Source organism: Legionella sp. MW5194 (assembly GCF_016864235.1).
Taxonomy (GTDB): domain Bacteria; phylum Pseudomonadota; class Gammaproteobacteria; order Legionellales; family Legionellaceae; genus Legionella_C.
Window position 1 is genome coordinate 1689779 of sequence record NZ_CP045732.1, and the last position, 25970, is coordinate 1715748.

Here is a 25970-nt window from a genome sequence, read left to right on the forward strand (position 1 = left end):
GCGTACGCAGTTGTTGCGCATTATTTAAGCCTGTCTATAATTTAAATAGGTTGTTCAGCAGGGAGGCTTTTTTAGAGGTATTCATCATGGCAATCAAGATTGGCAGTAAAGCTGTCAATGTATTAAATGGTGGCGCAGGAAATGATTTCCTGCTTTGTTTTTTTGGTACAAATACGTTGAATGGTGGTGCGGGAAACGACATTCTGTTCGGTGGTTCTGGCAAGGATACACTTAGAGGCGGCGCGGGATCCGATCGTATTTATGCAGGATCGGGTAACGACACCATCATTCATAATGTGGTTCATGATCAAGGCAAGTTCGATATCTATGACGGTGGTCGGGGTATTGACACGCTCATTCTTGAAGTTTCTCAATCCTTTCTGGCACGTGCTGATGTCCAAACTGCGCTCAATGCCGTAACCAGCAAAGCCTTGCCTGCCGGAACTCAATTCTCTTTTGGAGGGTATGTCCCGGGATGGAATTTGACTATCAAGGGCATTGAAAAACTGGTGATAAAAATAAAAGAAGTACCGGTTTCTCCGAGCATCGCCATCAACGACGTCATCAACACCCAGGAAGATACACCCTTTGTCATTCCGGCAGCGCAATTGTTGGCGAATGACAAAGGGGGTAATGCCATTCTGAGCGTTGCTTACACGGGTTCGGGGAATTTAAGTTTTAGCAATGGTGTTATTACCTATGTGCCTGTGAACAACTACCACGGGACGGATACATTCAAATACACTATCGCCAATGGCCTGGGAGGCAAGAGTGTTGCTACAGTAACGCTTCACGTCAACTCCGTTAATGATGAACCCATCGCTGTTGATGATGGGTTTTCAACCAGCGGAGAACTGATTATTTCAACCAACGACCTTCTGACCAATGACACGGATGCGGATGGCGACAGTTTATCGATTAGTGATATAACGGGGGGTAATGGCACTATCGAATTATTGCGGGATGCAACGGGTGTGATTACTGGTGTGAAGTATATCCCAACGCCCACTTTTAGCGGACAAACAACATTGACCTACACGTTGACGGATGGTCATACTGATGCACAGGGAACAATTCGGATTAATGTGACGTCCTCTAATAATGGCAATTCTGGCGTCGGAAATAACGGCAATGGTTCGGGAAATGGAGACAATGGGAGCGGGGACGATGGTTCATCTCCCGGTGGAAGTAATAACAACGGAAATGATGGTTCAGCCACATCCGGCAGCGGCGTCAGTACTGGCAGTGATGGTTCAGCCACATCCGGCAGCGGCGTCAGTACTGGCAGTGATGGTTCAGCCACATCCGGCAGCGGCGTCAGTACTGGCAGCGATGGTTCAGCCACAGCCGGCAGCGGCGTCAGTACTGGCAGCGATGGTTCAGCCACAGCCGGCACTGCGGTGAGCACTGGTAGCGATGCGACCACCACAGCCGGCACTGCGGTGAGCACTGGTAGCGATGCGACCGCGACCACTACAGCTGCTACAGCCACAGTCAGTGTATCTGATACCGTTTCCGATTCCACAGTGGCCACTGCAACGCTGGCAACGAGTACCGACGCAGTGCTTTCTCAGATTATCACAGGCTATGCGGTGACTGATGAGACGCAATGGCAGGCTGGCAGTTCTCTGGATACGAGCAGCAATGACGAGTTAGGTGTTCTTGGCGTATACACTGTTCATGATGAGTTATGGGCAGGATAAATCGGTTAATCAGGTATTGGGGACATGGGTGTCTAAAGAGGGGTTTAGACACCCGAGGCTTATCAAAAATCAGAAATTATTGCTTGGTATAGACACAAAAAACGTCTTCCTTGCCTTCCGGAGATTGCGAAGTGAGCGTCATTGACAGTTGATTGTCTTTAACCGCCAGGGTGCCTTCTTCATAGCCCATCATATTGAAATCAAGTGCGGGTGAGCGCAAAACATACACCACTTTCAACAACAGCGCTGAATAATCCTGTTGCCATTCCAGGATGGTGTGCATAAAAACAGTAGCTGTCTGCTCGGAAAGAGCATGTGTTTCTAATGTTTCGGTTGAGAAGTGCAAGCCATCGATGGTCAAGCCAAAATCATCATTGGCGATAACCAGTGTATCCTTGTCCTCGTCGTTGTCGCACTGGCCCACCCAGGTTCCAGCAAAGTCAGCGAAGTGTTTGTCGCCTTCGTTGTCCCTGACCTGTTGAACGGATTTTAAGGATTTTTGAACGGGTGCTGGAATAAATTTGTGGAAAAAAGTTGCAGAAAATAATGGATTACAAATGACCAAACCGCCTGCAATCAGCATTGTAGTAAAAGACTTCTTGCCCATAACGACTCCCTTGGTTATTTTGCCAAGCATTTTGGCAAAATTGATTTTTATTGTGAATATTCAATAAGTTATAGCGGAACAACTCAAAGTGGTCCGCCTGGAATGCCATTGTCAGGCGGTTGATTTAATCCCTGGTTTGGTGATTTGTTGTAAACGATTTAAACTGAACGTACGGGGGTATGCAAGGCAGTGATTGTGGATGAGTCGATGGAACAATTTGAGCAGGCCTTAATCAATGCCGGCACTGTTTCGGAATGCGATGACGCCTTAAGGCATTTTTTGGCAAAGAAAGGGATCACCACGTTTTCCTTTACTTATTACGCCTACAATCCTGTCGCGGTCAATCAGTTAAAATACGACACATGCTCCGCCAATTTTAAATCCTGGCATGATCATTACCTCGCAGAAAATTACAACAACATTGACAATACCCTGCGCTATACCTATAACAATCAATTGCCGGTGTATTGGAACTTACAGCAGCAATTGCGGCAGGCCACGTCCGACTCCGAGCGGCAAATGCGTCTTGATTCCATTGCCTTTGGCGCAGAATGCGGCTTGTCCGTTCCCATCCACGGTGCTCATAATAATTTTGCCATTTTGCTGCTGGTCCAAATGCAGGGCCAGCAGTGTGGTCTTGAGCAACCGAAACGCCACTATGAATTCATGGTGGCGGCCCAACTTTATTACCATTACTTGCAGACGCATTTGTTTGAACAGGTCAGCGAGCAACAAAGTTTTAAACTCACTCAACGCGAAATTCAGTGCCTGCTGTTAATCGCCCGTCAATACTCTGTGCGGGAAATGGCTCAGGCTCTGGAATTAACCGAAAGAACGATTAATTTTCATATTCAGAAACTGAATAAAAAGCTTGGTGTTAAGAACAAATACCAGGCTTTGTCCAAAGCCATGACCCTGCAGTTGTTGCCCCTTTAATACCCCTGTCAGAAATGACAGTGCTCAAAAGCAATCCTTGGAGGGTAAAATTTACGCAGTTATAACCAAGGGGCGATTATGAATCCATTTAAAAAGTTGTTAGTGACTGCGATCAGTGTGCTTCCTGTCTATGCGCATGCCGATTTAACCCTGTATACCACCAGTTGGTCCATGTATGGGCAGAACCCCTATGAGTACGATGGCGCCTACAAAAACAATCAGCCTTATGGGCAACTGAAATACGTCAGTAACCCGGACATGGTGGCTCAATTCAACAAAGCGGATGTGGTGGTCTGGAGTTTTATGCAGGTCTGGAATTCCAATGATCCAGAGCAAGCCAAATACGCCATACCAAAACGTTGGGATGGCTTGATGCACTTTGATGACTTGTGGGCTGAGTTACCGCTTGAAGGCTCGTGGATAAGTAACCTTCCTCCAGAAACCAAAGCATTCCTCACCTTCTGTAAAGCGAATGAAGGCGCCTGTTCCGCAGTCCAGACCAATGGCAATACGGGCGCAAAAGAGCTCTTTAATTACACCGACCAAAAAGGGGTAGGGCAACTTAACAGTTTTGGCGCTTTTATCAATTCCAATAAATTCACGGCCAAACGCATCATTGCCATCGGCGGGGCCAATACGCCCGAGAACAAAGCTGTCAGCACCGCGACTTACGACGCTATTTTTGCCAACCAGGATAAATTTTTAAATCAACTAAGCGCCTGGATGACGAATTTTAAAAACTTAAAAGGCGTCGACTACGATTTTGAGCCGCCCATTGACTTACAGACGGGTGGTCAGCTTCCACCGGATTCACGCACATTAAGCGATTACAAAAAACTGTTTAACCTCATTAAAGCCAGTCGCAGTAAATTAGGCAAGGACGCGTACATCTCTGTCACAATCACCGTCAATAAAGACTACTTAACCGCCATCGATCAATCAGTGGAGGGCGGGTGGTTTAAAACGATAGCGCCTTATGTCAATAGCGTAAATTTAATGACGTATGATTTGCATGGCACCTGGGGGCATGACAGCGACCCCTACACCGCCTTGCATGCGTACCTAATGCAGCCGCAAAGCCAGCACAAGGATGAATTTGCCATCAATTATGGGACGGATGAAATCACACGACAGGTCCTGTCGTTCGGTATGCCGAAAGACAAACTCCAGGTTGGTATCGCTGCCTATGGGCGAGGCTATGCCGGGGTTGAAGCCGGTGAGAATGCCAGTCAGCCAGGATTTGAACAACCCTGGACAGGGGCAAGTCATTTTCCCGCAGCCTACAGCAATCAGGATGGTATGGTACCGTATAACAGCATTGATAAACTCATGAAGGACTTCGGTTATCAAACGTATTCAGTCAATGCAGAAGACGAGGAAGGTAATTTGGTGGTGGCTGGTGCCTATCTTTACAGTGACAAGGCAAAACAATTCGTCGGGTATCAGTCGCCTGAGACCGTCAAGGCCTTGTGTGCATTCGTCAAGAAAACACAACTTAAGGGGGCCATTATGTGGAGTGCGGACACGGATTTATCCGTCTTTAACCCCAATAGTCTTGTAGCTGTTTACAAGCAGAATTGTCAATAGGAGTATCTCCGCGCTCTATACCCGTAGAGCGCATGATCCCCTCTATTTTGAGATGGTTTGATTCACTGTCCAGGGCGATTTCTCTTCCAGAAGTTTTATGACCGCAGCGATAGCCACCGGCTTCGAAAAATAAAAACCCTGAACCTTGTCGCATTGATGCTGGTTTAAAAACTGAATTTGATGTTCTGCTTCAACACACTCGGCCACCACCGACAGACCAATGGCATGAGACAGGTTAATGATGGAGCTGACGATGTCGGAGTCTACCTTGTCCCCTGGGACATTCTTAATCAGAGTCGGGTCGAGTTTCAAGGTATCCAGAGGCAGTTGCCGCAGGTAATTCAATGATGAAAAGCCTACTCCAAAATCATCCAGAGTAATCGATACGCCCATTTCTTTTAGCTGCAGAATAATTCGCTCACTGTTTTCCATACTGCGGATAAGTGAATTTTCGGTGATTTCAAACTCAAGCTGTTTGGCGGCTACCCGGGTTTTTTGAATGATGTTTTGCACCGTCTGAATAAAATCATATTCTTCCAGCTGCTGAGATGAAAAATTCACAGCCAACTTGATGGGGTGGTTGTATTTTTTGATGCTGTGCAGGAATTGTTTGTATTCCATGCAGGCAAGTTCAAATGCCCTCTCGCCAATGGGCTTGATAAGCCCGGTTTCTTCGGCAACAGGCAGGAATTGATTAGGATAGAGTATCCCGCCGTCATGGGACGGCAGGCGCAGCAATGCTTCGATACTGACCATGCGCCCGGTGCGTAAATCGTATTGCGGTTGATAGTGCAGAATCAATTTGTCCTGCTCCAGTGCTTCGCGTAATAAATTTTCAATGTCCAGCTTATCCTGCAGACGATGCACCATGTCATAATTAAAAAACTGGTAGTTGTTGCGCCCCGCCTTTTTGGCACAATACATGGCAATGTCAGCATGCTTGATTAACGCCTGCTCATCAGTGCCGTCATCGGGCCAGATACTGATGCCAATACTCCCGGTGACAAACAGTTTGTGCTCTTCAATTGTCACCGGTTCATTGAGTTTTCTTAAAATCCGTTTGGCGACTTTGGTGGCTCCCACGCTGTCAGTCACCCGTTTTAACATGATAATGAATTCATCGCCGCCCAATCGTGTGGCAATATCACCGGCCTGAATGACATTGCTGATGCGTTTGGCAATGATTTGTAAAAGCATATCGCCAATTTTATGCCCCAAGGCATCATTGATTAATTTGAAGCGATCCAAATCGAGAAATAACACGGCCAGCTTGGTTTGTCCGGCGGTATTGCTGAGCCAGTCCTTCATGCTCGACAATAATTGCTGGCGGTTGGCGAGGCCGGTTAATGGATCATAATAGGCGATTTGCTCAAGCTCGATGTTTTTTTGCTCCAATTTGTTTCTGGCCATGCGAAGATTAATCAGGTTATTAATTCGCGCCTTGAGTTCCTCAGCGGCAAAGGGTTTGGTGATGTAATCCTGAACGCCACTACGCAGTAATTTCAATCGAAATTCTTCATCGTTTTTAGCCGTGAGCAAAATCACAGGGGTATCGGCTAACTCGACCTTCTGGCGAAGGTTTTCAATTAATTCTTCACCGCTCATCCGAGGCATCATGGCATCGGATAAAATTAAATCCGGTTTGTGGGCTACGGCTTTGTTAAACCCTTCCAGCCCATCAGTGGCGGAGATGACATAAAAATCAGTGGATAATACCTCCGCAATGAAGCGATTCATGTCGATATTGTCTTCAACAACAAGCACTGTCGGTTTTTCACTCATATTGATCTGGACTTCGGCCGTTTCTGAGGGTTTAGCCACCGGTTTCAATGACAACACGGTGGATTTACTCATCTCATCCAAGGCCGGATCGTAGCTGTCTAATGACGCGCGGCTAACCGATACACCTGCGGGTGCATTCAAGGGCAATTCCACAATGAATTCCGCGCCGCCGGATTTGGATTCTTTGACAAACACGTTTCCTTTCTGCAGTTCAACAAAGTCTTTGACAATGGCAAGTCCCAAGCCGGTACCGCCATGTTTGCGTGTCTCGCCACCTTCAACCTGACTGAAGCGCTCAAAAATAACCTCATACAATTCTTTAGGAATGCCAGGGCCGTTATCGCACACACTGATAATGGCCTTGTGATCATCGTGAGATACTTTGCAGACAATCAAACCATGAGCAGGGACAAATTTAAACGCATTGGATAACAGATTAAGGAGAATATGCTGCACTTTTTCCGCATCAACTTCAGCAATCAAAATAGGCGGGCTTTGGACATTAAAATGAATACCTTTGTCTTCGGCCAGGCTGTTAAAGTTCTCGGCAATGACACGAATCAATTTGGCCAGATTAATTTCCTGATAATTAAGCACCATTTTTCCGGCATCGAGCTTAGCGATATTGAGCAAATCATTCACATGTTTTAACAGAATATGTGCATTGTTGCTGATGATTTCCATGGGTTTATGCATGGATAAGGGCAGGGAAGGATCCTTTTTCATTTTCTCAAGAGGTCCGAGTATCAGCGACAACGGGGTACGCAGTTCATGGCTCATGTTAGCGAAAAACTGCGTTTTTAATTGATTTAATTCGTTAAGCTGCCTGTACAACACCTCTTGTTGGGTTTTCTTTTGCTCAAGCTCCTTGATCGCGGCCCGTAATTGCTTATTGGCTTCCTGAATTTCCTGGGCCCTTAAAAAAATTTCCATCTGCATGCGTTCCGTACGGCTACGCAGTTCCTCTGTCAGCTTATTTTGCTCAGTCCCCGCCTGTTGCAGGTGGACAAATTCAGTGACATCCTTGACGCGATGGATGATGTAGAGCAATTCATTGTCTTGATTAAGTACCGGCACATTCATCGGACTCCAGTACCGCTCTTCAAACGCATCACCTTCCGACTCAGGTCTTCGGATATCGTATTTTTGTACCGCCATGGTATCCGGGGCTTTGGTTTGCAAAACCCGTTGCAAGGAAGCCCTAAGGTTATTGACGCCGGTGGGGCTTGCTTCATTGGGATTATCCGGGAATACATCAAAGAGATAGCGGCCAAGGATTTGCTCTCGTGTCACCAGCGTGGCTTTCAGATAGGCATCGCTTGCAGCGATAATATGAAGCGCACTGTTTAGAACCAGATATAAGTCGGGAGTGGATTCAAACAAGACTTTAAAATCAAGCGGTTCCTTCAAATGATTTGACATCGTGCAACTCCTCCATGAGTTTAAGCAACGCCAATGTACGCTTAGGCTTTTGAGTCTGACTTAAGCAGAATTATCTCTCTATATAATAGCCTTTTTTTAATAAAAGAGGGGATAAAATGCGCAAAAAATGACGAGTAGAGGTTTTTTTTGTGTTTCCCGTGCCAAAAAATGGTTATGTTTTGCCCATTTCCCCGGTTAAAACGTGAAAACCTTTTAAATAAAAGACAAAAAGGAATTAAATGGACAACTCTTCCTTGATTAACTCATCAATGGATAAATCTGCCTGCTCACTGGATAATTCACGCCTTAAAACCCGAAGACGGTGCACCATGGCCCTGGCCATGTCATGATCATGCAACAAGTCGTCAATGAGGTGTGTAAGCTGGGCTGGATTGCAGTCATATTGCAATAATTCGGGTACGATCATTTGATTTTTTAGCAGATTACACAGACCCAGGTATTTTACTTTAATTAATTTAGAGGCCGCAATGTAGGTTAACAGGGAGGCTTTATAGATGATGCACATGGGTTTAGCCAACAAAGCGCACTCCAGTGACGCGGTACCGGACGCAACGACCACACAATCACTGCAGGCTGCTGCATCAATCGCCTGCCCCTCAATAAAGGAGATGGCAACCTGGCTATGGGTAAAATACGAACGAATTAAGGAAGCATCGATGGTGGCCGCGATTGGAATGACGAAATGAACATCATGATACTGTCTGCCAAGTTGCTCCGCGGTCTTTAAAAGCACGGGCATGTGCCGGTCAATTTCGTTACGTCGGCTGCCTGGAAGTAACGCAATCAGGCGCTTATCAAGTGGTAAATTCAAAGACATTCTGACCGATGCCAGGTTGTCGTAGACGGGTATTTTATTGACCAGCGGGTGCCCGACAAACGAGACGGTTACCTTCTCCTGTTGATAAAGACTCTTTTCAAAGGGCAAGATGACCGCCATGCGATCAACGCACTCCCGGATAGTGTGGATGCGATTGGCCTTCCAGGCCCAGATTTGTGGACTGATGTAATAAACAATGCGCAAGCCCAACACGCGTTTGGCATAGCGGGCCAGGCGCAAATTAAACCCAGGGTAATCAATGAGAATAAGTAAATCTGGCTGAACCGTTTGGAGGTGGTTTTTGATTAATTTCCACGCCTTTTTGATAACCATGAAGTGGCGTACCACCTCGGTAATGCCGGTGACGCCGAAACTGGCTAAATCGCTAATCACATTGACCCCGGCCTGCTGCATGTGACGGCCGCCTATGCCGCTTAATTCAAGCGTGGGATTCCAGGCAAGAAGGTTGGACACCAGCGTTGCGGCGTGAGCATCCCCTGACTCCTCACCGGCAACAATGACAACCTTTTTAGGCTGTGGATTAGTCATTTCAGGCCACAAGGCGGGAGAGGATTAACGAGGTAATCTGACTCGCCGTAGCCAGGGCATTGCGGCCGTCCACCCCGGTCACCAGTGGTGTGCTGTTTTCTTTAATCGCATCGACAAAGGATTTGATCTCCTCGAGCAGGGCATCGCTTTTTTCAAAGGTGGACTCCTCACAAACCACATTGGGAATACCGGGAAACATTTCTTCCTGACCTTTACGAAACAGAGCAAACTGTTTGGCATGGTAATCAATGGAAATGTAGCAATCAGGCTGAAAAATACGCGTTTTACGCTCGGTTTTAAAACTGACACGGCTTGCCGTGACATTAGCGACGCAGTGATTTGCGAACGTGATTCTGGCATTGGCAATATCAATAGCCGATGAAAGCACGGGTGCACCATGGGCATCAATGTGGATAATGGAACTTTTAACAATGGATTGAATCAAATCGATATCATGGATCATCAGATCCAGAATCACATTCACATCGGCGCCTCGCGGATTAAACGGTGCCAGACGCTGCGATTCAATGAACAGGGGATTAACCAGGTATTTTTGCAGGGCAAGGTGCGCGGAGTTAAATCGTTCCAGATGGCCGACCTGCAGTTTCACCTGATGCTGTTCAGCCAGTGCGATGAGTTCATCGGCCTGTTCAACGGTTTCGGTGATGGGTTTTTCAATGAGAACATGAATGCCTCGGCTTAAGCATTGTTTGGCAATTGCATAATGTTGCGTGGTGGTGGCCGCGATACTGACGGCATCCACCTGATCCAAAAGATCGGCAAAATCATAATAGGCAGGTACACCTAACTCCTGGGCAACGTCATCGGAAGCGGTTTGGTTCACATCACAGACACCCACCAATTTCACATCGGGCACCATTTTGTACTTTTGAGCATGGAATCGACCCAGGTAGCCAACCCCAATCACGGCACATCGTAAAACACTCATGATTAACAGCGTAGAAAAATTTGTGCGCATGATCGCATTTCCTGGGTGATAAATCAATTTTAAATGGTTATTATTGCCAGTCTTTCTACCCAGGGATACATAAATGGAAAATTATAGTGCGGGTGTCGATGAGGTGGGACGAGGACCCTTGGCCGGTCCTGTCGTAACCGCCGCGGTGATTTTGAAACGGCCGCTGGAGGGATTGACTGATTCAAAAAAATTGACGCCTAAAAAAAGAAAAACATTGGCAGAACAAATCAAGAAAGAAGCGGTTTGCTTTGCCTACGGGAGAGCTGAAGTCAGTGAAATTGACGAGCTCAATATCCATTGGGCAACGTTGCTGGCCATGAAGCGGGCAGTGGAGGCGTTGGCTATCAAGCCGGCCCGAGTATTGGTGGATGGCCTGCACAAACCCAACATTGACATTCCCTGTGAAGCGATTGTCCAGGGGGATTTATTGATTGCGGAAATCAGTGCGGCATCGATTCTGGCAAAAGTCTCACGTGATGAGGAAATGGAACAACTCGACAGCCTCTACCCGGGATATGGCTTTGCTGTCCACAAAGGGTACTCTACGGAGATGCATCGCCGTTTATTGCTTGAATTGGGTCCCTCGCCCATTCACCGCAAATCCTTTGCGCCCGTGACGCAATTATTCGCCGAACAGGCGTCAGGATAGGGCAGTGAACAGGATACGATGCGAACTGATGGACATCAAAATGCCAAAGCTGGCTAAAAAAGTCACCATAGCCGTTCCACCATAGCTGACCAGAGGCAATGGAATGCCTACCACGGGCAATATGCCCGTCACCATACCGATGTTGACGAAGGCCGATAAAAAGAACGTCATGGCCAGACTGGCAGCCAATAGCCGGGTAAAACTCGTCTGAGCCTGACGGGCAATGTACAGGCCGCGCAACGACACCAGAATAAACAACAAGATTAATAGCATGCTACCGACAAAACCAAACTCTTCACCGCTCACAGCAAAAATAAAATCGGTGGCATGCTCCGGTAAAAAATTGAGGTGCGACTGACTCCCTGCCAACCATCCCTTGCCAAACGCACCGCCTGAACCAATGGCGATTTTCGATTGAATAATGTGATAACCTGATCCAAGCGGATCCTGCTCTGGATTTAACAGCGTGTAAATACGCTGGCGCTGGTAATCATGCATCACATGCCACAGCAAGGGGGCTGATAATCCCGCCAAAACCAGGAGTACTAACAGAATACGGAAACTGATGCCGGCCATGAAAATAACGCTTAAACCGGCGAAGACGACCATAATGGCAGTCCCCAAATCAGGTTGTTTGGCAATTAACAGCGCGGGAACAAAAATAATGACCGCGGCAATCAACAGGTTTTTAGTGTCGATGGGGATGGGCTTGCGGTCAAAAAACCAGGCAGCCATCATCGGCACCGCCAATTTCATGATTTCAGAAGGTTGAAAACGAAAGACGCCCAAATCCAGCCAGCGTTGCGCGCCTTTACCGATTTTACCAATGACCATAACCGCCAGCAGCAAGGCGAGACCCACTCCGTAAATCCAGGGCGTCCAGATTTTATATTTGTGGGGAGGAACCATGGCAAAAACCATCATAATGCCGATGGCAAAGGAGAGACGCATCAGTTGCCTTAATACCATCCCCAGGTTTTGATTGGAGGCGCTGTAAAGAATCAGCATGCCAAAGGCGATGACCCCAAGCAATAAACCCAGCAGTGGCAAATCAACATGGATGGCTTTGCTGGTAAAGCGATAGACTGGACGGGCTTGTCGTTGATTCATGATGGGGATTCGCTCTTTTTCATTTCAAAATAGGCGTCCAGAACTTTACGTGCCACGTTGGAAGCCAAAACGTCATTTTCAACCATGACCGCAATGGCCACTTCGGGGTTTTCAACCGGTGCAAAGGCAATGAACAGGGAGTGATCGCGCAAATGTTCGGGAATGACCTGGTTGCGGCGTTTTTCATATTGCCGCCCGCCAAAAACCTGCGCGGTACCTGTTTTTGCGGCCACGGAATAGGGAGGATTGCGGCCAAACCGGTATCCCGTGCCTTCATTACTGGTGGTTACCGCATGCATGGCATCAATGATAATGTCCCAGTTGGCTTCCTCGTTGAGTTTGACTGTCTTTTCTTTGATGGGTTGATAGGGATGCACTTCGCCCTTGTCGCTTTGTACGGATTTTAACAGTAAATGGGGCCTGTAACGTTGGCCATGCTGGCTCATGGTGGCAACGGCATTGGCCAGCTGCAGTGGAGAAGCCAGCATGAATCCCTGGCCAATGGCGGTAATCAGCGTGTCGCCTGGATACCAGGAAACGCCTTTCGTTCGTCTTTTCCAGGGTGCGCTTGGCAGAATACCTGGCGCTTCTTCATACAGGTCGACCTGGGTCATTTGGCCAAAACCAAACTGGCTCAGCATTTTTTCAATTTCAGCTATCCCCAGTTTATGGCCCAGCTGATAAAAGTAAGTGTCACAGGAGACCGTAATTGCCCGCTTTAAGTTAATCATACCATGACCACCTTTTTTCCAGTCCCGGTAGGCATGGCTTACACCGGGCAGACGGAACCAGCCTGGGTCATACACACTGAATCCAGTATCAATAACGCCCTTTTCAAGCCCCGCCAGTCCGACATAGGGTTTGACGGTTGAGGCCGGGGGATACAATCCGCGTACGGCGCGGTTATAAAGCGGTCGGTCGCGGGTGTCCGATAGCTTCTGGTAATCGGCTGATTTAATGCCGTTCACAAACACATTCGGATCATAACTTGGTGAACTCACCATGGTCAGAATATCCCCGTGACGCGCACTCATGACCACCACGGCACCTCGCTTATCCTTCATGGCTTCATAGGCGATTTTTTGCAGGCGGATATCCACCGTCAGGTACAGCTTCTCACCGGAAACCGGGTTTTGTTTGTTTAGTACGCGAACGGTCCGGCCGCTGACATCGGTTTCAACCTGCTGGTAGCCCACCTGGCCATGCAGAATGTTCTCGTAGTATTTTTCAATGCCGGATTTGCCGATAAAGTTGGTGGCGCGATAATTCGTGCTGTCGACCTGTTGAAGTTCCTGCACATTGATACGGCCAACATAGCCGAGAAGGTGTGCTGTTACTTCGCCCAGGGGGTAATAGCGCATTAACCGCGCCTTGATGCTGACGCCGGTGAACTGGTATTGATGGATAGCAAAGGTGGCCACTTCCTCCTGGGTTAACTTTAGTTTAATGGGAATAGGGACAAACGAACGGTTCTGCTTGCGGGTGCGCTTGAAATTATCAACATCCTCGTCGCTGATCGAAGGCAGCAGTTTCCTTAAGCGCGCGATGGTGCTGTTCATGTCGCTTACCCGTTCCGGAATAATTTCAAGAACATACACGGGAATATTTTCGGCAAGGACAATGCCATTTTTGTCCAGAATAATCCCTCGCGGCGGCGCAATGGGGATAATACTCATCTGATTTTTTAAAGACAGGGTTTCATAGCGTTTGAATTCGGCAATTTGCAGATAAGCCAGGCGTATTAACAGAACGACCGACAACAGGGCTACCATAACAGTGAGTATATTCAAACGAATGCGATGGATTCGGATTTCCTGGCGATCATTTTTTACAGGATTATTGAGGCGCATCGTTTGCAACTACTCGGATTAATGGGGTAACAGGATTGCCATACATGGTAACGGAAAACTTCATTTGTGGTAAGGGTGATTGTTATTTATTGCAAAGGCACGATACAGGGTTTCAAGCAATACAATCCGTACCAGCGGATGTGGCAGGGTTAACCGTGATAGAGACCAGCGTTCCTGGCTGAGAGCCAGGGTTGCAGAGGACAGGCCTTCGGGGCCGCCAATGATGAAACAGACATGACTGTGATTTTGCTGAAGCAAGTTCAGTTTAACGGCCAGTTTTTCACTGTCAAAACTGTCGCCCTCAATAGCCAGGGCAACAACGCGGGCACCCGGAGGTATGGCACTATGGATTAACTGCGCTTCTTTATCCATGACACGGGCCAAATCGCTCGACTTGGTTCGTTTGGTCAGAGGAATCTCGATAAGCGACAAGCTGACGAACTCCTGCAGCCGTTTACTGTACTCTTTTGTCGCTTCATTAACCCAGGACGGCATTTTGCTTCCGCAGGCAATGACGGTCATTTTCAGCATAGGGAGCCTTAAGCAGTGCCATCCTGCCACAACCCTTCAAGGTTGTAGAATGCACGGCTGTCAGGCTGCATGACGTGCAAGATGAAATCGCCAAAATCAACCAGGGCCCATTCACCGGCCTCGATGCCGTGCGAGCCGATGGCAGAAAGGCCGTGGGCCTTCATTTTTTCCATCACCGTCTCGGCAATGGCCTTGACATGGCGGGATGAGCGGCCGCTGCAAACCACCATGTAATCCGTGATGGCTGTTTGTTGCCTCACGTCAAGGACATTAATATCAATGGCCTGCATTTCGTCGAGAATATGCAGGAGTTTTTCGAGTTCTGCAGGTTGATTAGCCATAGTCATGAACAGTTGTTTCCAAAAGGCGTTGGATAATATCAGTAAAATCAAAAAGTCTCAAAGAGATTGACGGCAATTGGCTATTTTTCATGATTATTCCGTGATAACAGATGCTTTATCAGCAGATTAATCACAAAGCATACCAGCGTGGCTGCTGTCAGAATAAGTAACAGGTGAGTAAAACTTGCTGCATAATGGTTTTTCAATTCAACGACAGATTGAATACCAGGATTAATCGCCGTCAGGATGGCCAGTTTACCGGAGAGGTAACCACCGATACCCAGCGAAACGAAAAAGATCCCCATCATGGTACTGACCTTGCGTCGACTGGCCAAGACCGTGATAGCGGAGAGCCCGACAGGGGAAAGCAGTAATTCAGCAATCGATATCATCAGATAGGCAGGGATAAAATAAAGCGGCGAAAGCAAAGCCGGCGCAGTGCTTTCCCGACTCACAAAGGCAATTAAGCCATAAGCCAGCCACATGAATAGCATGGCCAGCAGAAATTTGTTGCCGGTGCGCTTACCGCTTTGCACGCTGTTCAATTGCGGTTTGCTTCGTGCAAGAAAATAGCCGAAAACCAGCATGCCGATGCTTTGAATACTGACATAATAGGGCGGAGGGAATTGAATTCCAAGAAACGTCGGCTCAACAACCCGGGCAATGAACAGCGTCAAGGACATGAACATCTGAAAATAAAAGGCCCAGAACATCACCGAGACAATGCATAACAGGCCAATAACCAGCGTTTGTCGACCTTGTTGCGCGGATTCCCGTTTAACCGTGGTCAAAAGATAAACCAGGGACAGAACCACAACACCTAAAAAGGCAATGTCAGCAAACCCGGGATAACATAAAATACAGAACGAGAGCAGCCACAATAAAAACATCATGCCCAGGGCATTCATTATTTTTGCAGGATGGCATTCAAAAGGGTGATAATCCTCAATGCCATACCGCTTAATGCCAAAGGCAAACACAGCAAAGGCGATGATCATGCCAAAGGCGGCGCTTGAAAAGGTAACAGACCAGCCAAAATTGGCGTTTAAATAGCTGGGCAGGGTGGTGCCGAGGATAATTCCGGTGGTGATGCCCATGTAAAACACGGTAAAGCCGCTTTCCCGTTTGGGTGAGTCAATCGGGTATTCATTGCCAAGCAGGGAAGAAATATTCGGCTTCAACAAACCGGTACCCACCGCAATGCCCGCCAGGGCAATCAGCATCGCTGATTTGGACTGAATGAGGGTTAACAGCGTATAACTTAAAAAAAGAAAGACAGCGCCGGACAGCACGGTGTTTTTTTGCCCCAGCAAATGATCTGCAATCCAGCCGCCAATGACCGGAGACAAATAGGTCAGGGCTGTAAAGGAGCCGACTAAGGCGTAGATGTGTTTATCATGCCATTGGTAATGGCTGGCTAAATAAAGAGCCAACAGTGACTGAACAACATAAAATCCATAACGTTCCCACATTTCTGTCGCAAAAAAAACACGAAGTGAGGCCGGGTGTTTGACATTCGTATCCACGATGACCTTATTTTAAGCAAAGATGCTTAAATATTATCACAGTAAAACAATAAATTGCAGCGTTCTCACAGGAATAATTCACGTCGGCCCGGCAGTAGTGTAGACTAGCGGTGGTAAATGCAAGTGACTGTTTTTTAGTCGTTCTTTGGATGGAATTATTATGACTATGACACGCAAGGCCCGCCCCGTCAAATCCCCTCGGGGAAATGTGCTTCATTCCCGCAACTGGCTTACAGAAGCCGCACTTCGTATGCTGATGAATAATCTGGATCCGGACGTGGCTGAAAACCCCGACGAATTAATCGTATACGGCGGATTGGGCCGTGCCGCCAGAAATTGGTCCTGCTTCGACAAAATGATCGAGGTCTTGAAAGCACTGGGCGAGGACGAGACCCTGCTGGTGCAATCCGGTAAACCGGTGGGGGTGTTTAAAACCCACGTTGATGCACCGCGTGTTCTTATAGCCAACTCCAATTTAGTCCCCAAATGGGCCACCTGGGAGCATTTCAACGAGCTCGATAAAAAAGGCCTGATGATGTATGGGCAAATGACAGCCGGCAGCTGGATTTACATCGGCTCGCAAGGCATCGTCCAGGGCACCTATGAAACCTTTGTTGCGGCGGCCAGACAACATTACCACGGGGATTTAAGCGGCCGGTGGATTTTGACGGCGGGATTAGGCGGTATGGGCGGTGCACAACCGCTGGCGGCTACCATGGCCGGCGCCAGTGTACTGGCTGTTGAATGCGATGTTTCACGGCTTAAAAAGCGGCTTTCAACCCGCTACCTCGATAAATACACCGACCAGCTGGATGAAGCCTTGCAATGGATTGAGGCGTCCTGCCGGGAAAAAACTCCCTTGTCAGTCGGCTTATTGGCGAATGCCGCTGACATCTATCCTGAACTCCTCAAACGTGGCCTTAAACCGGCGATGGTCACTGATCAAACGAGCGCTCATGATCCCCTGAATGGTTACCTGCCGCAGGGGTGGACGCTGGAACAGGCAATTGAGATGAGAAAGACAGCGCCTGCAAAAGTCATTGCCGCGGCTAAAAAATCCATGGCGGTGCAGGTGAATGCCATGCTGGGTTTCAGAAAGCAAGGTATCCCGGTCTTTGATTACGGCAACAACATCCGGCAAATGGCATTGGAAGAAGGGGTAGGGGAAGCCTTTGCCATTCCAGGGTTCGTGCCGGCTTACATCCGGCCGCTGTTTTGCGAAGGAATAGGGCCCTTCCGCTGGGTGGCTTTGTCGGGTGAAGCGAAAGACATTTATGCCACAGACAAAAAAGTCAAGGAATTAATACTGGACAACCCCCATCTCCATCGTTGGCTTGATATGGCTCATGACAAAATAGCCTTTCAGGGATTGCCGGCGCGAATCTGCTGGGTTGGATTAAAGGATCGTGCGCGTCTCGCGCTTGCCTTTAATGACATGGTCAGGCATGGGGAGGTCAGTGCCCCCATTGTTATCGGCCGTGATCACCTGGATTCTGGCTCTGTCGCGAGTCCAAACCGCGAAACCGAAGGCATGCTGGATGGCAGTGATGCCATTTCAGATTGGCCCTTGCTCAATGCGCTGCTTAATTGCGCCAGTGGCGCGACCTGGGTCAGCATCCATCATGGCGGCGGTGTCGGCATGGGGTTTTCCCAGCATGCAGGCGTGGTTATTGTCGCAGACGGCAGTGAGGCAGCAGCGCTTCGTCTGCAACGCGTGTTGTTCAATGATCCGGCGACTGGCGTCATGCGTCATGTGGATGCCGGTTATGATCTGGCCCGTCGCTGCGCGAAAGCCAACCAGCTATGGCTGCCCATGATGGATGAGGAGGGCGCTGCCCATGGCTGATTTTTTTATTTTGAAACCCCGGCAGATGACGCTGGCGGATTACCACGAACTGATTAAAAGCGGCCGCCCCTGTAAGCTGGACGATTCCGCCCTGCCGGGCATCCAGGCCTCGCAGGGTACTGTCCAGGAGATCGTGGACAAAGGAGAAACCGTCTATGGCATTAACACCGGTTTCGGCTCCCTGGCTAATCAAACCATCAGTCAATCGCATCTGAAAGAATTGCAGCGCAATATTGTGTTATCTCATGCCTGCGGCACTGGCGAATTGCTGGACGATGAGCTGGTGGCTTTAATGCTCCTGCTTAAAATCAACAGCCTTGCCCAAGGGTATTCCGGTGTCAGGCTTGAGTTGATTGAGGCCCTTATTCGCCTCTACAATCATCAGGTTTATCCCTGCATACCGGCAAAAGGGTCTGTGGGTGCTTCCGGCGATCTGGCACCGCTCGCCCATCTCGCTCTGCCTTTGCTGGGTGAAGGGGAAGTGAGGCATCAGGGGCGAATCATCAGCGCAAGGGACGGGCTTCAAATCGCCGGCCTTGACGTCATGGAACTGGCGCCCAAGGAAGGCCTTGCTCTCCTGAACGGCCTTCAGGCCTCTACAGCCATAGCGATGCAGGCCCTGCACGTGGCAGAACGATTATTCGCTGTGGCGGTTCTTACCGGCAGCCTGTCGGTCGATGCGGCCTGCGGCAGTGATGTCCCTTTTGATGAGCGCATCCATGTCGCCCGCGGCCACGGGGTCCAGGGTGAGGTTGCCATGCACTATCGGACACTGTTGAAAGGCAGTGCCATTCGCGAGTCGCATCGGGATTGCAAACGGGTCCAGGATCCCTATTCCCTGCGTTGCCAGCCGCAGATTATGGGGGCAGTGCTTCACCAGATACGATTTGTTGCCGACACCCTCCAGGTCGAAGCCAATGCGGTTTCTGACAATCCACTGGTGTTTTCCCGAGAGGGGGACATCCTGTCGGGCGGTAATTTTCATGGCGAAATGATTGCCATGGCCGCCGATAATCTTGCGCTGGCGATAGCTGAAACCGGGGCTAACTCGGAGCGGCGGATTGCCCTGTTAATTGATTCTCATTTTAGCGGTCTACCGGCCTTCCTTGTAAAAGAAAGCGGCCTTAATTCCGGCTTCATGATCGCACACGTGACCGCTGCTGCCTGTGCCAGTGACAACAAAGCGCTGGCGCATCCTCACTCAGTGGATAGCCTGCCGACATCGGCCAATCAGGAAGATCATGTGTCCATGGCCACAAACGCAGCCCGGCGTTTGCAGCTGATGAATGACAATACCGCGACCATCCTGGCCATTGAATTGTTGGCAGCCTGTCAGGGATTGGAGTTTCATAAACCACTCACCACATCGCCGCCGTTGCAAACAGTGTATGAAAAAGTAAGGGCCTATGTACCGGCTTACGAACAGGATCGCTATTTTGCTCCGGATATTGCCATCATCAAGGAAAAAATTCTAAGCGGCGAAATCGGCTGGGATTTAACGCAAAGGACTGGCGGCAGGGATGAACATGGTCTTGAATAACCTCTTTATGGAATTAATGCAGGAACATCGAAAGGATCCTTATCCTTCGGTTTCCGAACGGCGCGACATGCTTAAACAACTTAAAACCCTGCTGAAGACGCAGGGAACAACCTTGGCTGCCGCCATCAATTCCGATTATTCGCACCGCTCGCAGACCGAATCGCTTTTTCTGGAAATTGCGCCGTCAATTAAAGCCATTGATTATTGCCTGTCGCATTTAAAAACATGGACGAAAGCACGAAAAAAACGGGTATCCTGGCATTTCTGGCCAGCGAGTGCCTATGTGCTACCTCAACCGCTGGGGGTCGTGGGAATTATTGTACCCTGGAATTATCCGGTGTTCTTGTCCATTGTTCCTTTAGCCTATGCCTTGGCTGCTGGCAATCGGGTTATGGTAAAGATGTCGGAATTAAGCAGTGAATTAAGTCAAACCTTACAAAAACTCCTTTCATCGCTACCAACTGTTAAAAAATTTGTCAAAATTGTTGACGGCGATGTCGAGGTGGGCAAGGCCTTTTCCAGCCTGCCTTTCGGCCATTTGCTGTTTACCGGATCCACCTCCGTCGGTAAAGCGGTGATGGCGGCAGCCAGCCAGAACCTCACCCCTGTGACCCTGGAGCTGGGCGGAAAATCCCCTGCTATTCTTTCGCAGGGGATGAATCCCGCTTATTTGCCGCGCTTGTTCATGGGGAAATTGTATAATGCCGGCCAAACCTGCATTGCGCCGGATTACCTGCTGGTGCCTTCGCGGCTTGAACAAACCATTGAGACGGGGTTTGCTGAATTTTTAAGCCAACACTACCCGGACTTAATGACCAATGACAATTACACAGGCATCATCTCACCTTCCCATAAACAAAGGCTACATGATCTACTGGAAGATGCGCGGCAAAAGGGTGCGCGGGTGGTGCAATACGGGGAAGAATCACCCAGTTCTGCAAAAATGCCGGTGTATTTGATTTTTAATGTCAACACGGCCATGAAAGTCATGAATGAAGAGATTTTTGGCCCTATTTTACCCATCATGACCTACGAGAGAATGGCCGATGCCATTTATTTCATCAATTCCTTACCCAATCCGCTTGCCCTGTATTATTTTGGTGACAACAATGACGAATTGAACCGTTTAGAGTACGGCACCTTGTCGGGTGCATTCACTGTCAATGATACGCTAATGCACGTGGCCATCGATGATCTGCCCTTTGGCGGCGTTGGCCACAGCGGGTTTGGCCAGTATCACGGCCAGGAAGGCTTTGATCGCTTTTCACAATTAAAACCGGTCTTTAAAAAGAAAAAGATAGCCACAGCGGCCTGGCTTTATCCGCCTTATGGCAGACTGGTACACTGGTATCTTCGCTACATAGCCGGAATCAATTTAGGGAGAAATAATGAATAAGGTCCTTTTTATCAGCGGTGCCAGCCGGGGCATCGGCCGTGCCATTGCTCTGCGCTTTGCACGTGAAAAAGCATGCATTGCCATTGCTGCCAAAACCGATACCCCCCACCCGAAACTGGAAGGCACGATTCACAGTGTCGCTGAGGAAGTGGAAAAACTGGGCGGAAAGGCCTTGCCGCTGATGGTGGATGTTCGTGATGAGGAGCAGATTGAAGGTGCTATCAGAGAAACCATTGCCCGGTTTGGCAAGCTTGATGTGCTCATCAATAACGCCAGCGCAATAAGCTTAAGCGACACCTTGTCAACACCGATGAAGCGTTATGATCTGATGCAGGGTGTCAATACCCGCGCGACGTTTGCCTGTTCAAAAGCGGCGATTCCATACCTTAAGCAATCAGATAACCCGCATATCCTCACGTTGTCGCCACCGCTGAGTCTGGACAAAAAATGGTATGCACCGCATCTCGCTTACACCTTGAGCAAGATGGGGATGAGCCTCTGCACACTGGGACTTGCAGAAGAATTTAAAAGCGCAGGCATCGCGGTAAATTCCCTGTGGCCTAAGACAACCATTGCAACCGCCGCCATTGAAGTGAATTTCCCGGAAGCCATCTTCAAAGCCAGCCGTAAACCGGAAATCGTTGCTGATGCGGCTTACTGGATTCTCAATCAACCCGCGCGTGAAACCACTGGCCATTTTTTTATTGATGAAGACGTTTTGCGTAAGGCTGGTATTCAGGATTTTTCCGTGTATGCTATTGACCCCAATCAAAAGCCTTACCCTGATTTATTTTTATGACGGTTGAAATATTTACTGATGGCGCCTGCAAAGGCAACCCAGGCCCTGGTGGATGGGGCGCCTTGTTGCGTTACAATGGCCAGGAAAAAGCACTTTACGGCGGTGAGACGCATACCACCAATAACCGCATGGAGTTAACCGCTGCCATTCGAGCGTTAAGCGCATTAACGCGCCCCTGTGTGGTTGATTTATACACTGATTCGCAGTACATGCGTCAGGGGATGATGGAGTGGCTACACGGCTGGAAAAAGAAAGGGTGGCTCAATGCAAAAAAAGAACCGGTTAAAAATGCCGATCTGTGGCAGGAGCTTGACAGGCTCAGCAAAATGCATACTATCCGTTGGCATTGGGTACGCGGCCATTCGGGACACCCTGAAAACGAGCGCGCTGATGAACTGGCCAACCTGGCAATCACTGAAATGTTAAAGGGCTGATATGCGGCAAATTGTTTTGGATACGGAAACCACGGGCATAGGCCCTGAGTTGGGGCATCGCATCATTGAAATCGGCTGTGTTGAGTTAATAGACCGAAAATTAACCGGTCGCCATTTCCATGCCTATCTCAATCCCAATCGTGACGTGGAGGAGGGTGCGTTTCGCGTCCACGGGATCAGTACGGAGTTCCTTAAAGACAAGCCGCCTTTTGAAGCCATTGTCGAGGAGTTCATTCAATTCGTCGCCGGTACCGAACTGATTATTCACAATGCGCCGTTTGATGTGGGCTTCATTGAAGCGGAGCTAAACTGGGTTAAATGGCCCAAGCGGTTACCCGATTATTGTACGGTCTGTGATACCCTGGTTTTGGCACGAGAAAAACACCCTGGCCAGCGCAACAGCTTGGACGCCCTCTGCAAACGCTATGAAATCGACAATTCCAACCGAACCCTCCACGGCGCCTTGCTTGATGCCGAAATCCTGGCTCACGTCTACCTGGCCATGACTGGCGGTCAGACCCAATTATTTGAAGAGGACAATCTTGCTGCTGTTCATGGGGCTACCCAACAACAGCAGCAGGGCTTTCCTCTTCTGTCAAGCCATTCCCCGCTTATCGCGGTGAATGAGCAGGAGCGGCAACGCCATCAGGAATTTCTTGAATTTTTAGTCAAAAAATCAGGGGTGAACCTCTGGCAGGAGGAGTGATCGATTGGAAGATGGCCTAGAGATTGCGATTCTTTATCAACGGTCCTCCTGCGCGTGCAAACAAGCACGCTTGCCGCAAGTCAATAATCGGTGAACTCCACCGTGCTTAAATTTTTCAGTGCTTTCTTAAAAGGGCCTGTGAGGCCTACCTTGATTTCGCTTGGCGACTCATTGCGTGCTCAAGTCAAGCCTTACCGTAGTAGCAGACATGTCGCACAAATCAATCAACAAAGAAACACTTCGTCTATATTTTGTTCTATAGTTATTTGTAGGAATATTGAGCAAAGAAGACGATCATGGAAGCAAAAAAACGCATTCGCCTTGCCCCTGCTGCATTTGTTTTAGTTTGCCTGCCCGCCTTTGTACAAGCGCAAACCCAGATTCCTCCCCTTGAGAATAGCAAGCCTCTCCTGGTTTTAGCCTCCAATCAGTTTGTATTTAATCCAAAATCATTGTCATGGGTAGCCATTAATCACAATGGCAAAGTGGTGCGCAGCGGTAAGGCCTCGGGAGGCAGTCGTTATTGTAAAGACGTTCGTCGCGCCTGCCGTACACCAACGGGCACTTACCGTATTATTTCCAAAGGCAGCGCCAATTGCCGCTCCAGCCGTTACCCTTTGGGTAAAGGCGGTGCAGCCATGCCTTATTGCATGTTTTTCAGTAAATATTACGCTATTCATGGCTCTTATGATGTGCCTAATTACAATGCCAGCCATGGGTGTATTCGCGTCAAGCCGCACGATGCCAAATGGCTGCATCAGAATTTTATTAAAATCGGCACGAAAGTCATTGTTAAACCCTATTAATAAAACGTTAATCCATATGGTTTAAAATTAAGCAATCATAGCATTTAACGCAGTTTAATATGAACCCCTATCAAATGACGGTTAACAGCAAAACCTTAAAAAACAGTGGAGCCCATTTTGCAGCCGGAGAAAGGGCTGGCGCCATTTTAACCTTTCCCAATAAACAAACCAAACTCGATTTTCTGGAGGAATTTAATTACGCTGTTAAAACAGGCTTTATCGAGGATAAGACCCCCAATAAGCTGTTTGGACAACACACCCTCTATCTGACATTAGAGTTTGCCTGCGTGCTCATGGGAGATCCACACGCCGATTTTAGTCAACTGGATGAACTGAATAAGGTCAGTGTCAAAGTGAATCCGGTGATTAAATTTTTCGATTCCATCAAGAGAGAGGGGGATGTAGGGAACTCAAAAGGGAGCATGTTGAGTGAAACACAGGCTACAGCGCTGCTGAAACTCTGAGATTAAAGCCCCGAAAACCAGGGCCTTAAGAGTGAGGTGGGCTACTCATCATCCATGCTAAAGGACGAACCACAGCCGCAGGTGGTCTTGGCATTGGGATTACGAATGACAAATTGCTCGCCCTGAATGCCCTGAACATAATCAATTTCCGCGTCGTTTAGAAACTGATGGCTCATGGAGTCAATCAGGAGCTTGACCGTGGATTGACCGTCGGAGCAGGTCTGAACGACCACCGTATCATCATCCTGTATTGTCTCATCAAAGGTAAAACCGTACTGAAACCCGGAACAACCGCCTCCGGTAATGTAAACCCGTAAATTCAGATTGGGATTGTCCTCTTCAGCAATCAGGGCCGCCACTTTGTCAGCCGCACTGACTGAAAAATATACCTTGGTTGTTGATGAGGGGATTGCATTAATCGCTGCCATGAAATACTCCAGAAGAAAAGGGGTCTCGCTACACCATGTATTAATTGTACCTTATTTAGCGAATAATTTGCTCCATTGTCGCTCCGCCGAGGCACTGATTTTTATCGTAGAACACAATGTACTGGCCCGGTGTCACCGCCCGTTGCCATTCGGAGAACATGACGTAATGCTGACCATTGCTTTCAGGTGAAATGACACAGGCCTGCTCCGGCTGGCGGTAACGGGTTTTAGCAAAACAGGTTAACGGCAAAGAAACCTGATCCTGCGGCACCAGCCAATGAACAGGGCTGCAAATCAAACCCTGCGAGTACAACAGAGGGTGATCGCCCTGGGCAACAATTAATGCATTGGCTTCAATGTCTTTGTCTACGACATACCAGGGTTCATCGCCGCCTGTTTTACGACCACCTATACCCAATCCCTGACGCTGACCGAGAGTATAGTACATCAATCCCTCATGACGTCCCACGGTCTCGCCCTGGGGTGTCTGCATGTCCCCTGGTTTTGCAAGAATGAATTCTTTTAAAAAGTCCCTAAACCGCTTTTCACCGATGAAACAAATACCGGTCGAATCTTTTTTGGCCTGAGTTACCAGTCCAAGCTGGCGTGCAAAATCCCTGATTTCTGTTTTAAGAAAATCCCCCACTGGAAACAGGGTTTTCGCAAGAGCCGAGGGCTCTACGGCATGCAGAAAATAGGTTTGATCCTTGTCGCGATCCTTGGCTTTATATAAGGCCCCCGGGTTACTTTCGGCGCGCACCCTGGCATAATGGCCCGTTGCAATGTAATCCGCGCCAAGTGAAAGGGCATGATTTAAAAAAGCCTTAAATTTAATTTCCTTGTTACATAACACATCGGGATTGGGTGTGCGGCCCAGTTCATATTCGCGAAGGAAATGGGCGAACACGCGATCCCAGTACTCTTCTGCAAAATTGACACTGTGAAGGGGGATTTGCAGCTGATTACAGACCGCCTGAGCATCTGCCAGATCCGCTGCTGCGGCGCAGTAGCCCTCTGTATCATCCTGTTCCCAGTTTTTCATGAACAGGCCTTCGACGTCATAGCCTTGTTCTTTCAAAAGCCAGGCAGCCACGGAAGAGTCAACGCCGCCGGACATCCCGACAATAACTTTTGCTTTCAT

23 protein-coding genes are annotated in these 25970 nt (G+C 48.6%); 12 read left to right on the forward strand and 11 right to left on the reverse strand.

The genetic code is table 11. The annotated features are described in order from the left end of the window. The first annotated feature begins 86 nt into the window (after positions 1-86). Entirely contained in the window at positions 87-1703 is a 1617-nt protein-coding gene (locus GH742_RS07875; protein WP_203454201.1) for an Ig-like domain-containing protein, read from the forward strand. Between the two features lie 76 nt (positions 1704-1779). On the opposite strand, the gene GH742_RS07880 is transcribed toward GH742_RS07875, so the two are convergent. Then, positions 1780-2310 (reverse strand): hypothetical protein, encoded by a 531-nt coding sequence (locus GH742_RS07880; protein WP_203454203.1) that lies wholly within the window; start codon positions 2308-2310, stop codon positions 1780-1782. A 195-nt stretch (positions 2311-2505) separates the two neighbouring features. Here GH742_RS07880 and GH742_RS07885 point away from each other — a divergent pair, with 195 nt between their 5' ends. Together GH742_RS07885 and GH742_RS07890 are read left to right on the forward strand one after the other, a co-directional pair. Next, positions 2506-3246: a LuxR family transcriptional regulator gene (locus GH742_RS07885; protein ID WP_239005180.1), complete on the forward strand. Its 741-nt coding sequence runs from the start codon at positions 2506-2508 to the stop codon at positions 3244-3246. A 78-nt stretch (positions 3247-3324) separates the two neighbouring features. Next, on the forward strand, positions 3325-4833 hold the full coding sequence (locus GH742_RS07890; RefSeq protein WP_203454205.1) for a glycoside hydrolase family 18 protein: 1509 nt from the start codon (positions 3325-3327) through the stop codon (positions 4831-4833). Positions 4834-4875: 42 nt separating this feature from the next. On the opposite strand, the gene GH742_RS07895 is transcribed toward GH742_RS07890, so the two are convergent. From GH742_RS07895 to GH742_RS07905, 3 genes are all read right to left on the reverse strand, one after another. Continuing rightward, positions 4876-8037: an EAL domain-containing protein gene (locus tag GH742_RS07895; RefSeq protein WP_203454207.1), complete on the reverse strand. Its 3162-nt coding sequence runs from the start codon at positions 8035-8037 to the stop codon at positions 4876-4878. Between the two features lie 235 nt (positions 8038-8272). Continuing rightward, positions 8273-9424: a lipid-A-disaccharide synthase gene (gene lpxB, locus GH742_RS07900; RefSeq protein WP_203454209.1), complete on the reverse strand. Its 1152-nt coding sequence runs from the start codon at positions 9422-9424 to the stop codon at positions 8273-8275. Between the two features lies 1 nt (position 9425). Continuing rightward, positions 9426-10373, reverse strand: a complete 948-nt coding sequence (locus GH742_RS07905) for a Gfo/Idh/MocA family protein (RefSeq protein WP_203456890.1) — start codon at positions 10371-10373, stop codon at positions 9426-9428. A gap of 103 nt (positions 10374-10476) precedes the next feature. On the opposite strand from GH742_RS07905, the gene rnhB reads away from it, so the two are divergent. Beyond that, positions 10477-11052 carry a ribonuclease HII gene (gene rnhB, locus GH742_RS07910; RefSeq protein WP_203454211.1) on the forward strand — a complete coding sequence of 192 codons (576 nt, stop codon included), beginning with the start codon at positions 10477-10479 and terminating at the stop codon, positions 11050-11052. On the opposite strand, the gene rodA is transcribed toward rnhB, so the two are convergent. The 5 genes from rodA to GH742_RS07935 form a co-directional block, all read right to left on the reverse strand. Beyond that, positions 11044-12162 carry a rod shape-determining protein RodA gene (gene rodA / locus GH742_RS07915; protein ID WP_203454213.1) on the reverse strand — a complete coding sequence of 373 codons (1119 nt, stop codon included), beginning with the start codon at positions 12160-12162 and terminating at the stop codon, positions 11044-11046. The genes rnhB and rodA overlap by 9 nt on opposite strands. Next, positions 12159-14012, reverse strand: a complete 1854-nt coding sequence (gene mrdA, locus GH742_RS07920; RefSeq protein ID WP_203454215.1) for a penicillin-binding protein 2 — start codon at positions 14010-14012, stop codon at positions 12159-12161. Before mrdA ends, rodA begins: the two co-directional genes overlap by 4 nt. Before the next feature lie 60 nt (positions 14013-14072). Next, positions 14073-14543 carry a 23S rRNA (pseudouridine(1915)-N(3))-methyltransferase RlmH gene (gene rlmH, locus GH742_RS07925; RefSeq protein WP_203454217.1) on the reverse strand — a complete coding sequence of 157 codons (471 nt, stop codon included), beginning with the start codon at positions 14541-14543 and terminating at the stop codon, positions 14073-14075. An 8-nt stretch (positions 14544-14551) separates the two neighbouring features. Further along, positions 14552-14884 (reverse strand): ribosome silencing factor, encoded by a 333-nt coding sequence (rsfS, locus tag GH742_RS07930; RefSeq protein WP_203454227.1) that lies wholly within the window; start codon positions 14882-14884, stop codon positions 14552-14554. A gap of 80 nt (positions 14885-14964) precedes the next feature. Continuing rightward, positions 14965-16356, reverse strand: a complete 1392-nt coding sequence (locus GH742_RS07935) for a peptide MFS transporter (RefSeq protein WP_239005325.1) — start codon at positions 16354-16356, stop codon at positions 14965-14967. A gap of 220 nt (positions 16357-16576) precedes the next feature. On the opposite strand from GH742_RS07935, the gene hutU reads away from it, so the two are divergent. The 8 genes from hutU (at position 16577) to GH742_RS07975 (ending at position 24401) form a co-directional block, all read left to right on the forward strand. Beyond that, positions 16577-18256, forward strand: coding sequence for a urocanate hydratase (gene hutU, locus GH742_RS07940; protein WP_370569553.1), 1680 nt, complete (start codon positions 16577-16579; stop codon positions 18254-18256). Then, positions 18249-19796 (forward strand): histidine ammonia-lyase, encoded by a 1548-nt coding sequence (gene hutH / locus GH742_RS07945; RefSeq protein ID WP_203454233.1) that lies wholly within the window; start codon positions 18249-18251, stop codon positions 19794-19796. Before hutU ends, hutH begins: the two co-directional genes overlap by 8 nt. Next, on the forward strand, positions 19783-21192 hold the full coding sequence (locus tag GH742_RS07950) for a coniferyl aldehyde dehydrogenase (RefSeq protein ID WP_203454234.1): 1410 nt from the start codon (positions 19783-19785) through the stop codon (positions 21190-21192). Before hutH ends, GH742_RS07950 begins: the two co-directional genes overlap by 14 nt. Next, entirely contained in the window at positions 21185-21991 is an 807-nt protein-coding gene (locus tag GH742_RS07955) for an NAD(P)-dependent oxidoreductase (protein WP_203454235.1), read from the forward strand. Before GH742_RS07950 ends, GH742_RS07955 begins: the two co-directional genes overlap by 8 nt. Beyond that, the gene (gene rnhA / locus GH742_RS07960; protein WP_203454236.1) at positions 21988-22425 is read left to right on the forward strand and encodes a ribonuclease HI; all 438 of its coding nucleotides are present in this window, start codon (positions 21988-21990) and stop codon (positions 22423-22425) included. Before GH742_RS07955 ends, rnhA begins: the two co-directional genes overlap by 4 nt. Position 22426: 1 nt before the next feature. Continuing rightward, positions 22427-23131, forward strand: coding sequence for a DNA polymerase III subunit epsilon (dnaQ, locus tag GH742_RS07965; protein ID WP_203454237.1), 705 nt, complete (start codon positions 22427-22429; stop codon positions 23129-23131). 296 nt (positions 23132-23427) lie between these two features. Then, positions 23428-23937: a L,D-transpeptidase gene (locus GH742_RS07970; RefSeq protein WP_203454238.1), complete on the forward strand. Its 510-nt coding sequence runs from the start codon at positions 23428-23430 to the stop codon at positions 23935-23937. A gap of 59 nt (positions 23938-23996) precedes the next feature. Beyond that, positions 23997-24401 carry a hypothetical protein gene (locus GH742_RS07975; RefSeq protein WP_203454239.1) on the forward strand — a complete coding sequence of 135 codons (405 nt, stop codon included), beginning with the start codon at positions 23997-23999 and terminating at the stop codon, positions 24399-24401. A 41-nt stretch (positions 24402-24442) separates the two neighbouring features. Here GH742_RS07975 and erpA read toward each other — a convergent pair whose 3' ends face one another. Both erpA and mnmA read right to left on the reverse strand, forming a co-directional pair. Then, the gene (erpA, locus tag GH742_RS07980) at positions 24443-24829 is read right to left on the reverse strand and encodes an iron-sulfur cluster insertion protein ErpA (RefSeq protein WP_203454240.1); all 387 of its coding nucleotides are present in this window, start codon (positions 24827-24829) and stop codon (positions 24443-24445) included. A gap of 55 nt (positions 24830-24884) precedes the next feature. Continuing rightward, complete coding sequence (mnmA, locus tag GH742_RS07985) at positions 24885-25970, reverse strand: tRNA 2-thiouridine(34) synthase MnmA (RefSeq protein WP_203454241.1); 1086 nt, start codon at positions 25968-25970, stop codon at positions 24885-24887.

What these genes read in the sequence shown, in the direction of transcription:
- GH742_RS07950 (WP_203454234.1), top strand. Translation starts at nt 19,783, where the DNA reads ATGGTCTTGAATAACCTCTTTATGGAATTAATGCAGGAACATCGAAAG.
- GH742_RS07905 (WP_203456890.1), bottom strand. Translation starts at nt 10,373, where the DNA reads ATGAGTGTTTTACGATGTGCCGTGATTGGGGTTGGCTACCTGGGTCGA.
- mrdA (WP_203454215.1), bottom strand. Translation starts at nt 14,012, where the DNA reads ATGCGCCTCAATAATCCTGTAAAAAATGATCGCCAGGAAATCCGAATC.
- rlmH (WP_203454217.1), bottom strand. Translation starts at nt 14,543, where the DNA reads ATGCTGAAAATGACCGTCATTGCCTGCGGAAGCAAAATGCCGTCCTGG.
- rsfS (WP_203454227.1), bottom strand. Translation starts at nt 14,884, where the DNA reads ATGGCTAATCAACCTGCAGAACTCGAAAAACTCCTGCATATTCTCGAC.
- GH742_RS07875 (WP_203454201.1), top strand. Translation starts at nt 87, where the DNA reads ATGGCAATCAAGATTGGCAGTAAAGCTGTCAATGTATTAAATGGTGGC.
- rodA (WP_203454213.1), bottom strand. Translation starts at nt 12,162, where the DNA reads ATGAATCAACGACAAGCCCGTCCAGTCTATCGCTTTACCAGCAAAGCC.
- hutU (WP_370569553.1), top strand. Translation starts at nt 16,577, where the DNA reads ATGACACGCAAGGCCCGCCCCGTCAAATCCCCTCGGGGAAATGTGCTT.
- GH742_RS07890 (WP_203454205.1), top strand. Translation starts at nt 3,325, where the DNA reads ATGAATCCATTTAAAAAGTTGTTAGTGACTGCGATCAGTGTGCTTCCT.
- mnmA (WP_203454241.1), bottom strand. Translation starts at nt 25,970, where the DNA reads ATGAAAGCAAAAGTTATTGTCGGGATGTCCGGCGGCGTTGACTCTTCC.
- GH742_RS07935 (WP_239005325.1), bottom strand. Translation starts at nt 16,356, where the DNA reads ATGTGGGAACGTTATGGATTTTATGTTGTTCAGTCACTGTTGGCTCTT.
- lpxB (WP_203454209.1), bottom strand. Translation starts at nt 9,424, where the DNA reads ATGACTAATCCACAGCCTAAAAAGGTTGTCATTGTTGCCGGTGAGGAG.
- dnaQ (WP_203454237.1), top strand. Translation starts at nt 22,427, where the DNA reads ATGCGGCAAATTGTTTTGGATACGGAAACCACGGGCATAGGCCCTGAG.
- erpA (WP_203454240.1), bottom strand. Translation starts at nt 24,829, where the DNA reads ATGGCAGCGATTAATGCAATCCCCTCATCAACAACCAAGGTATATTTT.
- GH742_RS07955 (WP_203454235.1), top strand. Translation starts at nt 21,185, where the DNA reads ATGAATAAGGTCCTTTTTATCAGCGGTGCCAGCCGGGGCATCGGCCGT.
- rnhB (WP_203454211.1), top strand. Translation starts at nt 10,477, where the DNA reads ATGGAAAATTATAGTGCGGGTGTCGATGAGGTGGGACGAGGACCCTTG.
- hutH (WP_203454233.1), top strand. Translation starts at nt 18,249, where the DNA reads ATGGCTGATTTTTTTATTTTGAAACCCCGGCAGATGACGCTGGCGGAT.
- GH742_RS07975 (WP_203454239.1), top strand. Translation starts at nt 23,997, where the DNA reads ATGAACCCCTATCAAATGACGGTTAACAGCAAAACCTTAAAAAACAGT.
- rnhA (WP_203454236.1), top strand. Translation starts at nt 21,988, where the DNA reads ATGACGGTTGAAATATTTACTGATGGCGCCTGCAAAGGCAACCCAGGC.
- GH742_RS07970 (WP_203454238.1), top strand. Translation starts at nt 23,428, where the DNA reads ATGGAAGCAAAAAAACGCATTCGCCTTGCCCCTGCTGCATTTGTTTTA.
- GH742_RS07880 (WP_203454203.1), bottom strand. Translation starts at nt 2,310, where the DNA reads ATGGGCAAGAAGTCTTTTACTACAATGCTGATTGCAGGCGGTTTGGTC.
- GH742_RS07895 (WP_203454207.1), bottom strand. Translation starts at nt 8,037, where the DNA reads ATGTCAAATCATTTGAAGGAACCGCTTGATTTTAAAGTCTTGTTTGAA.